Raw genomic sequence first — 12,339 nt, forward strand, 5'->3', positions numbered from 1 at the left:
TCGTGCGTGCGGAGCCAAGCGTCTGACGAACCAAAAGCCAAGTCGAATTGCTTTGTGGATTCGGGCCCGCACCTGAATGACGCATTATGAGGTCGGCAGCCGACACCCGCTCTGACAATAGTTGCACCCCATCCCCGCACCGCATAACCCGCACATGGTGAACTCCCCCCTTCGTCTCGACATTGATCTGGCCGCGCTGACGGCGAACTGGCGCTGGTTTCAGGGGCGGTCCGGCGGTGCGCGTACCGGGGCGGCGATCAAGGCGGATGGCTATGGGCTGGGCGCGGATGCGGTGATGACTGCGCTCGCGGGGGCGGGGGCCCGGGATTTCTTTGTCACGACGAATGCGGAGGCGGCGTTGCTGTTGCCGCTGGCGGAGGGCGTGACGCTGTCGGCGCTGCACGGCATTCGGGAGGGCGAAACGCCTCTGCCGGGGGTCGTGCCCGTGCTGAATTCGGCGGCGCAGATCGCGCGCTGGCGCCGGATCGGCAACGGGGCGCGGTGCGATGTGATGGTGGATACCGGCATGAACCGGCTGGGGCTGGACTGGCGCGGGTTCGAAACCGGGATGCTGGACGGGCTGAATGTCGGCATCCTGCATTCACATCTGGCCTGCGCGGACGATCCCGGCGCGGCCATGAACGGCGAACAGCTGGGGCGGTTTCAGGAGATTGTCCGCGCGGTTCGGGATGCGGGGCATGCGGTCGAGGCATCGCTGGCGGGATCGGGCGGCGTGTGCCTGGGGACGGACTATGCCTTCGACCTGACGCGGCCGGGCCTGGGGCTTTATGGCGGCGTGCCGCACCCGGTGGCGGCGGGCGTGCCGGCACAGGTCGTGCGGCCATATGCGGAAATTGTGCTGGTGCGTGAAGTGCCGGCGGGCGACACGGTGGGGTATGGCGGGACATGGACGGCGGCGGCGGACACGCGGGTCGCGATCCTGAACCTTGGCTATGCGGACGGCTATCTGCGCGGCTTTTCGAACGCAGGCCGGGTGAAGGTGAACGGCGCATCGCGGCCTGTCGCCGGGCGCGTGTCGATGGACCTGATCGCAGTCGACCTGGGAAGCGATCCGGAACCCCAAACGGCGCGTGAAGGCGACTGGCTGGAGGTGGAATTCGACCTGCCCGTGGCGGCGCGCCAGTCCGGCCTGTCGCAATATGAGTTGCTGATATCGCTCGGGCACCGCTATCAGCGACGCTACATATGACAGATCGCCTGATTCCTTTCCTTGCCCGACCGGGCGCCGCCGCCATTGGACTGTTCGCGGCGATTGGCCGGTCCGCGATTTTTGCCGGGCGTGCGGTCTGGGGCGCGCTGACGCCGCCTTATTACCCGCTCCGCTTTCTTGAGCAGTTGCTGGTCATCGGCTATTTCAGCCTGCCGGTCGTGGGCCTGACGGCGCTGTTCACCGGCGCCGCGCTGGCACAGCAGATATTTGTCGGCGGCAGCCGCTTCAACGCCGAAAGCACCGTGCCTGCCGTGACCGTCATCGCCGTTGTGCGCGAACTTGCGCCCGTGCTGGGCGGTCTGATGGTGGCGGGGCGCGTGTCGTCGGCGATGGCGGCCGAACTTGGCACGATGCGGGTGACCGAGCAGATCGACGCGCTATCGACGCTGCGGACGGATCCGTTCCAGTTCCTGATCGCGCCGCGTGTCATCGCCGGGACCGTCGTGATGCCGATCCTGGTGCTGGTCGCCAATGCGATCGGCGTGATGGGCGGCTATCTGATTTCGGTCTACCGGCTGGGCTTCAACAGTGCGAGCTACCTGGAAACCACGCGCGCCTTTCTCGAGGTCGATGACATCATCTCTTCGATGGTGAAGGCGGCGGTGTTCGGTTTCCTGCTGTCGCTAATGGGCTGCTATCACGGCTATTATGCCGGCGGCGGCGCGGCGGGGGTCGGGCGCGCGACGACGAATGCCGTGGTCAGCGCGTTCCTGATGATCCTGCTTGCCAATCTGATCATCACCGTGATCGTCTTCGGATGAGCGCCGCGCCCGACAAGCCGCGCAGGGGTGCCGCGCTGGAGATTGCCGGACTGCGCAAGAGCTTTGGCGACAAGATCGTTCTGGACGGCGTGAATATCGGCGCGTTGCCGGGCGAATCGCTGGTCATCATCGGCGGATCGGGCGCCGGCAAGTCCGTTCTCCTCAAGTGCATATTGGGTCTTATCCCGCTTGATACCGGAACCATCCTGATCGACGGCGTCGATATGAGCGAAGCGGGCGGCGATGCAAGAGAAGAGGTGCGGAACCGTATCGGCATGCTGTTCCAGGGCGGCGCGCTGTTCGATTCCATGAACGTCTGGCGCAACGTGACCTTCGCGCTGACACAGGGCCGCGCCCGGCAGTCGAGGGAAATGCGTGCACTGGCGGTCGAGATGCTGGAGAAGGTGGGCCTCGAAGAACGCGTCGCCGATCTGCGCCCGTCGGAGATTTCGGGCGGCATGCAGAAGCGCGTCGCGCTGGCCCGCGCCATCGCCGCAGGGCCGGACCTGATCTTCTTTGACGAGCCGACGACCGGCCTGGACCCCATTCGCGCGAACAAGATCAACCATCTGATCCGCGGCCTGACGACGGATCTTGGCTGCACCGCCGTGACGATCACACACGACATGGCGAGCGCGAAGATCATCGGCGACAAGGTGGCCATGCTTCACGAGGGGCGGATCGTCTGGACGGGACCCGTCGATCAGCTGGACAGGAGCGGCAATGAACTGGTGGACGGGTTCGTACACGGCCGCGCATCGTGAGTGTTGCCGGGCTGGACCATGTACAGCTTGCCATGCCGCAGGGCGGAGAGGAAGAGGCGCGCGCATTTTATGTCGGCGCGCTGGGACTGGCTGAGGAGGAAAAGCCGGATGCGCTGAAGGCAGGCGGAGGCTGCTGGTTTCGCGGCGGGACCGCGCACATCCATCTTGGGGTGGACCCGGACTTTCGTGCCGCCCGAAAGGCGCATCCCGCGATGATCGTGTCTGATCTGGACGCCCTCGCCGCGCGTCTGGTGGCCCGCGGGTTCGAGGCGAAGTTCGATGATCGCCTGCCGGGCCGCCGCCGTGCCTTCACCTTCGATCCGTTCGGCAACCGGATTGAACTGATGGCAGGCTGAGGCCGCGCTTCCTATATTCGCCGCAGCATGTCCGAACAGCTTTACAATACCCGTATCCTGCGCCTGGCGGCCTCCATCCCGCATGAGCGGAGGCTGGACGCCGCACAGGCGTCTGTCCGCAAGGTGTCACCCATTTGCGGCAGCCGGGTGACCATCGACCTCGACATGGACGCGGACGGGCGCGTTGCGCGCATCGGACAGGAAGTACGCGCGTGCGCACTGGGGCAGGCGTCCGCCGCGATCCTGGGCCGGGGCGTTATTGGCTGCGATATCGCTGCGCTGCGCGCTGCGCGTGATGGACTGAGGGCGTTTTTGTCAGGCGCGGCCGGGGCACCGCCCGCGGGTTGGGACGATTTCGACATATTCGCCCCGGCGCGGGCGCACAAGGCGCGGCATGCCTCGATCCTGCTGGCCTGGGATGCCGCTGCGGAGGCGGCGGCCGAGGCGACGGCGGCGGAAACCGGGGCGATATGATGCGCGCGGCGCTCATCGCGCTTGCTGCGCTGCACGGACTGGCGGGTGTCGCGGGTGCGGCGATCGGTGCCCACGGCGACGTCGCGGCATCCGTATCGACGGCGGCCACAATGCAAAGTCTGCATGCGCTGGCGGCTCTGGCGGCGCTTGCATTGCTTGAAGGGCGCGCGGCATATGTGACGGCGGCCCTGTTCATCGTCGGAGCGCTGCTCTTCGCGGGCGCGCTTTACGCAAGCGGCCTCGGCGGTTTTTCACTTGGGCCGACAGCGCCCACCGGCGGCGTCATCATGATGCTCGGCTGGGCATTATTTGCCATAATGGGCTTCACTCGGTCGGCAAATTCGCCTCCACGGTAAATGTGCCGCCAGGCGTCTCGTCATAGCGCGCATCGGTAACGGTCACGCGTGTGCCGGTGACGGTCCGATCGATCTTCGCATAGGGCAGCCGCGCCCAGAACAGGAAATCGGCGACGTCCTTCGATGCCGCCCTGGCCCGCGCGATTTCGGGCGCATCCATATTATCGGCAAAGGGCGGTGCGCCCAGCGTGACCGTCATGGCGGGAGCGAAGGTCGCGGTGCCGTCGCCGATCCGGGCATCGACGCGGTAGATCATGTCGCGGTGAAACGGATTGATTGGCGGCGGGCTGGCGACCACCATGTCGGGCGTGCCATAGCCTGCTGCGATCACGGCCTCGCGCGTTTCGGCCTCTGCCACGTTGCTGGCCATGTTCATGGCGCCGACATAGGCGGCAAGCGCGATGATGGCGGTGATCGCCGGGATGCGCGGCGCGGCATGGCCCCGCTTTCGGCGGCGACGGGCCAGCCAGACGCCGACAGCCAGGACGGTCCACAGCCAGACATCGATGATGAACAGCGTATCGCCGTAGAACCAGCGGTCGCTGAATGGCGCCAGGCAGCGGATGCCATAGACGTTGAGCCAGTCCAGGACCGGGTGCGACAGCGTTCCGATATAAGCGAGTGCGAGCAACCACCCGGCATGCACGGGGATACGCTTCGCGGGCCGCTTGCCGCGCCTGTCCTGCCATTTGTCGAACCAGATCATGATCGCGGTCAGGACGACCGGCAGCAGGATCAGCGCGACCGGACCATGTGTGATCCCGCGCCGGAACGCCAGATTCTCATCAAACAGAAGCGCGATGACGTCGATATCCGGGATATTGGCGGCGATCATCAGGGTCGCCATGCCCAGGCCGGTCTTCTCCTTCAGGCCCGCCTCCCCAAGAACGGCCCCGGCAAGGGTGTGCGCTAGATTGTCCATGAAAGGAGAGGCCCTTTTCGTTTCGGCTATTAACCATAAATTTGTGTTGTCGGCATTACCGCGTAGAACGGCTTTAAATCGAATGCAAAAGGGCGCCGCAATGTGGCAAACAGGTGAAATCCGATGGTGGTGGCGGGGCGATGCGCCCGCCGCACTGGAAGATTGGGTCCTAAAGGGGGTTGCGCCGCTGAAGGATTTCCGCACCGACCTGTATCTGGCGGACGCCAGCCAGACCGATATCGGTATCAAGCGCCGCGCGGGCGGGACCGTCGAAGTCAAGATGCTGTGCGGCCTTCCCGACATCTCCCTGCCCGCGGCCATGGACGGCCAGGCCGAACTGTGGGTGAAAGCGGATGGCGTCGCCCTGCCGCTGACCGACGAAAATACCTTGGCCGTCGGCAAGCAGCGGCGGAGACGCATCCTGGCCTTTGAAGATGGCGGCTGGCGCGAAGAATCATCGGAGGACGATGTCGAAGCGGGAGTCGCGGTTGAGATTGCCGATATCGATATTGACGGCGAACGCTGGACGACAGCCTGTCTTGAGGCCTTTGGGGACGATAATGTTTCCGGCCTGCTGCAGGCGGCGGTGACGTTATTTGGCCCATGGCCGCAGGATATGGTGGGCCCGGACCTGGTCGGTGGCTACCCGTTATGGCTGAGCCAGCGTGCGAAGGCTGGCGAAGCGGATGATGTATAGGACGGCGGGTAAGGGGTAATCGCTCTTTCCTGATGCCGTTGGCGGCGCCCCCCTCCTCCTGCCCTGCCCTGCCCTGCCGCTTTCGTGAGCGGGCGAATGCGGCTATGCCCCCTATGGTCCTGCCATATATTTCCAATCTCGCGCGGAAAGAGGCGGCCATGGATTATCAGAACATCATTTATGCGCAGGACGGCGGCGTCGTTACCCTGACCATCAATCGTCCCGAGAAGCTGAACGGCCTCGACACCAGGACGATCGAGGAATTGCTGCATGCCGTTCACAAGATCCGCGACGATGTCAGCGCGCGCGCGGTCATCCTGACGGGTGCGGGGCGGGGCTTCTCCTCAGGTGCCGATCTTTCAGCCACAGGTGGCGGCGGCGGTGGACCGATCGATGCGGGCAGGATTCTGGAAACGCATTACAATCCGCTGCTGGAAAACATGATGTCGCTGAACGTACCGATCATCACGGCGGTCAATGGTCCGGCTGCGGGCGCGGGCTGTTCGCTCGCGCTATTCGGAGATTTTGTCATCGCCGCGGACGAGGCCTATTTCCTGCAGGCATTTGTCAATATCGGGCTGGTGCCGGACGTCGGTTCGACATGGCTGCTGCCGCGCGTCATCGGCCGTGCCCGTGCGCTGGAAATGATGATGCTGGGTGAAAAGATCCCGTCTGAAAAGGCGCTGGAATGGGGGATGATCCACAAGCGCGTACCTGCGGGTAGCCTGATGGATGAAGCAAATGCGCTGGCCGCGCGCTTCGCCAGCGGCCCGACGCGGTCCTACGCGCTGATCCGGCAGGGCGTTCGCGATTGCATGGAGCAGGGCCTGTCCGACGCGCTGAAGACAGAGCGCCGCAACCAGCTGATCGCCGGCCGTACGTCCGACTTCATGGAGGGTGTTGCGGCCTTTCTGGGCAAGCGCAAGGCAGCATTCAAAGGGCAGTAGTGGGCTGAGTGCGGCCGACGGACGCGCCATGATATTGCAGCAGCCTGGCCGCGTCCTTCGACCGCGCTCAGGATGATCGGGATTGGGGTTGCTGCATCTGGTAGATCCGCATCGCTGCTATGTGAATATCACAAACCACCAGCGCGCTTGAAACGCGCCGCGTCTTTCGCCAGTTGACGCCCTGACACAAGAGGAGATCCGTCCCATGGCTACCACCGACCCCGTCGTCATCATTGCCGCGCAGCGCACCCCCATGGGCGGTTTCCAGGGCGCCCTTTCCGGTGCCAGCGCCAGCCAGCTGGGCAGCGCCGCGATCGCCGCGGCCGTCGAACAGGCAGGCATTTCGGGCGATGATATCGACCAGGGCGTCATGGGCTGTGTGCTACCCGCTGGTCAGGGACAGGCCCCGGCGCGGCAGGCGCTGCTCGGCGCGGGGCTACCGCTTGGTGTCGGCGCGGCCACGGTCAACAAGATGTGCGGTAGCGGGATGAAGGCCGCGATGGACGCGCATGACATGATCCTGGCGGGCAGCGCCGATATCATGATCGCTGGCGGCATGGAGTCGATGACGAATGCGCCCTACATCCTGCCAAAGGCGCGGGGCGGCCTTCGCATGGGGCACGGCGAAGTGAAGGATCACATGTTCCTCGACGGGCTGGAAGACGCTTATGAGCCCGGCCGCCTGATGGGCAGCTTTGCCGAGGACTGCGCCGAGAAATATCAGTTCACGCGCGAAGCGCAGGACGCCTACGCCATCCGTTCACTGGAACGCGCGCTGGCGGCCATCAATGGCGGCAAGTTCACCGACGAAGTCACGCCTGTGACAGTGAAAGAGCGCAAAGGCGAGCGCGTTGTCGATGTTGATGAACAGCCGGGCGCCGCACGCGCCGACCGCATTCCGACCTTAAAGGCGGCATTTCGCAAGGACGGAACGGTGACGGCGGCGAACGCTTCGTCGATCTCCGATGGGGCGGCCGCGCTCGTCATGATGAGGGAAAGCGAAGCGGCGAAACGCGGCCTGACGCCGATTGCGCGCATCGTCGGTCACGCCACGCATGCGCAGGAGCCGGCATGGTTCGCCACGGCACCGGTCCCGGCTTGCGAAAAGCTGCTGGCGAAGATCGGCTGGCAGGTCGGCGATGTCGATCTGTGGGAGGTTAACGAGGCCTTTGCCGTGGTCGCCATGGCCGCGATCCGCGACCTTGGCCTGGATGACAAAAAGGTCAATGTAAACGGCGGTGCCTGCGCGCTTGGCCATCCTATCGGCGCATCGGGCGCACGCATCCTCGTCACGCTGCTCCACGCGCTCAAGGATCGCGGCGGCACGCGCGGCATTGCCAGCCTTTGCATCGGCGGCGGCGAGGCGACGGCCATGGCGGTGGAACTGGTCTAGGTCACCGGCGCGATCTTTTGGCGATGCCAGGATCGCAGGAGCGATCTGGCCTTGGCGATACGGTCATATCAATGCCGGTCTGCCGCCCCTACAGGGTCTGAGGCGCTGGGCGTTCAGAGGGCGTTCCTGGCCCGATGACCAGGGCGCGGCGATGATCCGCCACCGCGCTTCGCGCCATGTTCGTACATCTACATGATTGGGGCGGAACTTCACTGTCTCCCGCGCGGTTGGTTCGGCGAAGATCGTTGAACCCAAATAGGAGGCCGAAACCATGGATATCTGGACGCAAATTGCAAATGATCACACTGAACTGAAGGCGCTGGGCGCGGACGTGCTGGCTGCGGTCGGCGGCAATGGCCCCGCCAGCCGCGACAATCAGTATGACGTGTTCGACACGAAACTGCGCCGCCATCTCGCCGCGATCGAGGATGTCGTGCTGCCGCCGCTGGAAAAGCAGGCGGACACCAGTGCCTCCGTTCACGAGGTCGAACAGCATCACAAGGCGATGCGCCGGGACCTATCCGCGCTCGACCGTGCCGGCAAGCAGGACCCGGAATGGACGAAGGAATTTGAAATCGTGACGCAGCAACTCGAAAAGCTCTGCGGCCGTCACGAGGTGCTGATCGGCAAGGCGCGCCCGCTGGTGAATGACGGGGAAGGCGAAACGCTGGGCGAGAAATATACCCGCGCGAAGCTGAAGCGCATCCCGGGCGGTAGCTGGGACTGGAACAAGATCGGCATCGGCGCAGGCGCGGCGCTCGGCATCGCCGCCGTCGCGGGCGCCGCCGCGGCGGGCGCGAAATACAAGAAGCGCATCGACGAAACCGGCGAGGATCCATTCTGGAAGCGCCGTTCGCGGGATGCCGACGATTTTGAACTGCGCCTGCAAACCGACGAAACCGTCCGCCTGATCGCCAGCGACAAGGTTGGCGGTACCAAGGTCGTCAGCGTCGACGGCGAAACCGTCGGCAAGGTGACGAGCTTCATGGTGGACAAATATACCGGCCGCGTCGCCTATGCCGTGCTGCAGTTCGGCGGCGTCATGGGTGTCGGGTCCAGCTATTTCCCGCTGCCATGGCCGGTACTGGAATATGACGTGGACGTGGACGCCTATCGTCTGTCGGTGACGAAGGAGCAGCTGTCAGGCGCCCCGCGCTTTGAAAAGGACGATTCGCCGGAGTTCGATTCCACCGCCTATCGCCAGAAGCTGCTGGTGTTCTACCGCCCCGAATAGGAACTCATGTTCAGCCGGAAAGGTCGCGCCATGCTTGCGCGATCATTCCGGCCAGAACATCTTCGTCTTTTCCTGCGCCATTTCGCCCTCCCTAGTGGCAAGGTGGGGAGACTCTGCCGCACGCCCGGCGCTATAGGCAAGCGCAGAAAGTGAGTTCAGAATCATGCCCGATCCGAAAATCGTCCACATCCAGTCCGAATTGAAGCCCGCCATGACGGGCGCGCAGCCTGCGCATCCGGCGCTCGCCTCGGTCGATGAGATCATCGAGGAGGCCCGCAACGGACGCATGTTCATCCTGGTCGATGATGAGGACCGTGAGAATGAGGGCGACCTGGTGATCCCCGCGCAAATGGCGACCCCGGATGCGATTGCGTTCATGGCGAAAAACGGCCGGGGCCTCGTCTGCCTGGCGCTGACGCGGCAGCGGGTCGAGGAACTGGGGCTGTCGGCGATGACGCCGCGAAACGAGACTCCGCTGGAAACGGCCTTCACCGTCTCCATCGAGGCAAAGGAGGGCATTACGACGGGCATCAGCGCGCATGACCGCGCGCGCACGATCTCTGTCGCCATCGATCCGCGCAACAAGGCCGATTCGATCGGGTCGCCGGGACATGTCTTCCCGCTGTCCGCACGCGATGGCGGCACCCTCGTCAGGGCCGGGCATACCGAGGCGGCCGTCGATATTGCGCGGCTTGCCGGGCTGATCCCCGCAGGCGTGATCTGCGAGATCATGAAAGACGACGGCACGATGGCGCGCCTCGACGACCTGATCTCTTTCGCGCAACTGCACAATATGAAAGTCGGGACGATCCGCGACCTGATCGCCTATCGCCGCAAGCATGACAGTTTTGTCCGCCAGGTGGCCGAGGAAGCGTTTGAGAGCCAATGGGGCGGCCGCTGGCGCGCAATCCGCTTTCAGGACACGATTTCAGGCATCGACAAGCTGGCGCTGGTAAAGGGCGATCCCGCCGCTGACGGTGCTACGCCGCTGATCCGCATGCATCATTTCAACCTGTTCGACGATGCATTTGCGCATATCTCGGACCGTGCCGGCCAATTGCAGGCGTCGATGAAAATGATCGCCGAGGCCGGGACCGGCGCTGTCGTGCTTATCAACCGGCCCGGCGCGAGCCCCGTGGAAACCAGCATGCGCGCGATCCGGCCCAAGCGGGCCGTCACCGAGGACGGTGAAATGGAAATTCGCGATTACGGTATCGGCGCGCAGATCCTGGCGCTGCTTGGCGTGCATGACATGGTGCTGCTGACGAATTCGCCGCAGAGTCTGGTCGGGCTGAGCGCATATGGCCTGAACATCGTCGAGCAGCGCCCGATCGGTTGATTCGGTGTTTCGGGCCGTTAAGACTGTCCGCGGACCAACCGAAGGAGCGAGGATAAATGGCGCACAAGTTTGAAATTTATACCGACAAAGCCGGTGAGCATCGCGTTCGTTTCAAATATAATAGCGAAATCATCTTCTCCACCGAAGGCTATTCTTCCCGTTCCGGTGCGAAGCGCGCGATCGAATCGATTCAGAAGCACGTTGACGGCGCACCGACCGAAGAACTCGATTAGCGGTTCGCCGGGCCGCCACCGGCCCACACAAATTTGACTAGCTTGTTCATGGCCCGCGCCCTTTCTAATTTCCACCTGAGGAAATGGGAGAGCGCGGGTCATGTCGTCTGAACCATCAACATCGGTAGATGTCCTGATTGTCGGGGCAGGCCTGTCGGGCATTGGCGCCGCGGTGCATCTGGGGGAGCGCTGCCCCGACCTGACATACGCAATTGTCGAAGCGCGTGAAGCCATTGGCGGTACGTGGGACCTGTTCCGCTATCCGGGCATTCGCAGCGACAGCGACATGCACACACTCGGATATATGTTCAAGCCGTGGACCGAGGCAAAAGCCATCGCCGATGGTCCGTCCATCAGGAAATATGTTCGCGATACCGCGGATGATTATGGCATCACGCCCCATATCCGCTTCCGGATGAAGGTCGTGCATGCCGACTGGTCAAGCGCGGACGCGCGCTGGACGGTCACGGTCGAGCGGGATGGTGAGCGTCATACCATTTCCTGCGGTTTCCTGTTCATGAACAGCGGCTATTATGATTACGATCAGGGCTATCGTCCTGAATTTCCGGGCGAAGCGGACTTTAAGGGCCGGTTCGTGCATCCGCAGCACTGGCCAAAGGACCTGGACTATAAGGGAAAACGCGTTGCCATTATCGGCTCTGGCGCGACCGCGGTCACGCTGGTGCCCGCCATGGCGAAGGACGCGGAGCATGTGACCATGGTCCAGCGCTCCCCGACATGGATGGTGTCGCGGCCCGCCGAGGACCGGATCGCGAATTTCATCCGGCGCTATCTGGGTTCGAAAACATCATACAGGTTCACGCGGTTCAAGAATGTATGGATGCAGCACTTTTTCTTTAACAAGGCGCGCAAGGACCCGAAAAAGGTCGGCGACAAGCTTCTTGATATGGCGCGCAAGGCGCTTGGCCCGCATTATGACATCGATACGCATCTGACGCCGTCCTACGGGCCGTGGGAGCAGCGCCTGTGCCTGATCCCGGACAATGACATGTTTGAAGTCCTGAAGGATGGCTCCGCCGACATCGTGACCGGCCATATCGATACGTTCACCGCGGATGGCATCCGCATGAAATCGGGCCAGGAGGTGAAGGCCGATATCGTCGTCACGGCGACCGGGCTGAACCTGAAACTGCTGGGCGGCATGACGATCACAAGGGACGGCCGCAAGGTCGGCGTTCACGAGACCTACCCCTATAAGGGCGTCATGTATGCGGGTATACCGAATCTGGCCGCGACGTTCGGTTACACCAATGCCAGCTGGACGCTGAAGGCGGACATCACGGCGATCTATGTCTGCCGTCTGCTGAACGAAATGAAGGCGAAGGGCATGGACATCGTCACACCCCAGATGCCGCCCGAAGGCCAGTATGAGGAACAGCCATTCGCCAATCTGACGTCCGGATATTTTTCCCGAGCGGAGAACATGATCCCAAAATCGACGAACCTGGCACCGTGGCAGCAACCGCATAATTATGTGCGCGATCGCAAGGACCTGACCGAAGGCCCGATCGACGACGGGACACTGATATTTTCAAAGGCGGGCGCGGTTGCCGCTGATGAGACGGATATGGCGGTGGCGGCGGAATAGCGGTCGTTCTGGCGGGAGCCGGA

At 63.5% G+C, this 12,339-nt stretch carries 14 protein-coding genes; 13 read left to right on the forward strand and 1 reads right to left on the reverse strand.

The window, feature by feature from the left end; all coding sequences use genetic code 11:
• The first annotated feature begins 154 nt into the window (after positions 1-154).
• Genes alr through KCG44_RS04760 form a run of 6 tightly spaced genes read left to right on the forward strand, consistent with a single transcriptional unit; the run spans position 155 to position 3,942 of the window.
• Entirely contained in the window at positions 155-1,210 is a 1,056-nt protein-coding gene (gene alr, locus KCG44_RS04735) for an alanine racemase (RefSeq protein WP_218444533.1), read from the forward strand.
• Complete coding sequence (locus tag KCG44_RS04740; RefSeq protein ID WP_218444535.1) at positions 1,207-1,992, forward strand: MlaE family ABC transporter permease; 786 nt, start codon at positions 1,207-1,209, stop codon at positions 1,990-1,992. The genes alr and KCG44_RS04740 overlap by 4 nt, the downstream gene beginning before the upstream one ends.
• A complete protein-coding gene (locus KCG44_RS04745; protein WP_218444537.1) occupies positions 1,989-2,756 on the forward strand; it encodes an ABC transporter ATP-binding protein in 768 nt (255 codons plus the stop codon). Before KCG44_RS04740 ends, KCG44_RS04745 begins: the two co-directional genes overlap by 4 nt.
• A complete protein-coding gene (locus KCG44_RS04750) occupies positions 2,753-3,112 on the forward strand; it encodes a VOC family protein (RefSeq protein ID WP_218444538.1) in 360 nt (119 codons plus the stop codon). The genes KCG44_RS04745 and KCG44_RS04750 overlap by 4 nt, the downstream gene beginning before the upstream one ends.
• A gap of 27 nt (positions 3,113-3,139) precedes the next feature.
• Positions 3,140-3,586 carry an iron-sulfur cluster assembly scaffold protein gene (locus tag KCG44_RS04755; protein WP_218444539.1) on the forward strand — a complete coding sequence of 149 codons (447 nt, stop codon included), beginning with the start codon at positions 3,140-3,142 and terminating at the stop codon, positions 3,584-3,586.
• Positions 3,583-3,942, forward strand: coding sequence for a DUF423 domain-containing protein (locus KCG44_RS04760; protein ID WP_255536300.1), 360 nt, complete (start codon positions 3,583-3,585; stop codon positions 3,940-3,942). Before KCG44_RS04755 ends, KCG44_RS04760 begins: the two co-directional genes overlap by 4 nt.
• Here the strand turns inward: KCG44_RS04760 and KCG44_RS04765 are convergent.
• Positions 3,911-4,864 carry a metal-dependent hydrolase gene (locus tag KCG44_RS04765; RefSeq protein WP_218444540.1) on the reverse strand — a complete coding sequence of 318 codons (954 nt, stop codon included), beginning with the start codon at positions 4,862-4,864 and terminating at the stop codon, positions 3,911-3,913. The two genes, KCG44_RS04760 and KCG44_RS04765, sit on opposite strands and share 32 nt — an antisense overlap.
• 100 nt (positions 4,865-4,964) lie before the next feature.
• Here KCG44_RS04765 and KCG44_RS04770 point away from each other — a divergent pair, with 100 nt between their 5' ends.
• The 7 genes from KCG44_RS04770 (at position 4,965) to KCG44_RS04800 (ending at position 12,316) form a co-directional block, all read left to right on the forward strand.
• Positions 4,965-5,561, forward strand: a complete 597-nt coding sequence (locus KCG44_RS04770; protein WP_218444541.1) for a hypothetical protein — start codon at positions 4,965-4,967, stop codon at positions 5,559-5,561.
• Between the two features lie 158 nt (positions 5,562-5,719).
• The gene (locus KCG44_RS04775) at positions 5,720-6,508 is read left to right on the forward strand and encodes an enoyl-CoA hydratase-related protein (protein ID WP_218444673.1); all 789 of its coding nucleotides are present in this window, start codon (positions 5,720-5,722) and stop codon (positions 6,506-6,508) included.
• Between the two features lie 205 nt (positions 6,509-6,713).
• A complete protein-coding gene (locus KCG44_RS04780) occupies positions 6,714-7,901 on the forward strand; it encodes an acetyl-CoA C-acyltransferase (RefSeq protein WP_218444543.1) in 1,188 nt (395 codons plus the stop codon).
• Positions 7,902-8,172: 271 nt separating this feature from the next.
• Complete coding sequence (locus KCG44_RS04785; protein WP_255536301.1) at positions 8,173-9,135, forward strand: PRC-barrel domain-containing protein; 963 nt, start codon at positions 8,173-8,175, stop codon at positions 9,133-9,135.
• A gap of 211 nt (positions 9,136-9,346) precedes the next feature.
• Positions 9,347-10,474, forward strand: coding sequence for a 3,4-dihydroxy-2-butanone-4-phosphate synthase (gene ribB / locus KCG44_RS04790; protein ID WP_218444677.1), 1,128 nt, complete (start codon positions 9,347-9,349; stop codon positions 10,472-10,474).
• A 56-nt stretch (positions 10,475-10,530) separates the two neighbouring features.
• Positions 10,531-10,707, forward strand: a complete 177-nt coding sequence (locus tag KCG44_RS04795) for a YegP family protein (protein WP_218444544.1) — start codon at positions 10,531-10,533, stop codon at positions 10,705-10,707.
• Between the two features lie 100 nt (positions 10,708-10,807).
• Positions 10,808-12,316 (forward strand): flavin-containing monooxygenase, encoded by a 1,509-nt coding sequence (locus tag KCG44_RS04800; protein WP_218444545.1) that lies wholly within the window; start codon positions 10,808-10,810, stop codon positions 12,314-12,316.
• Positions 12,317-12,339 lie beyond the last annotated feature (23 nt).

Origin of the sequence: Pacificimonas pallii, assembly GCF_019204005.1 — a bacterium.
Lineage (GTDB): Bacteria > Pseudomonadota > Alphaproteobacteria > Sphingomonadales > Sphingomonadaceae > Pacificimonas > Pacificimonas pallii.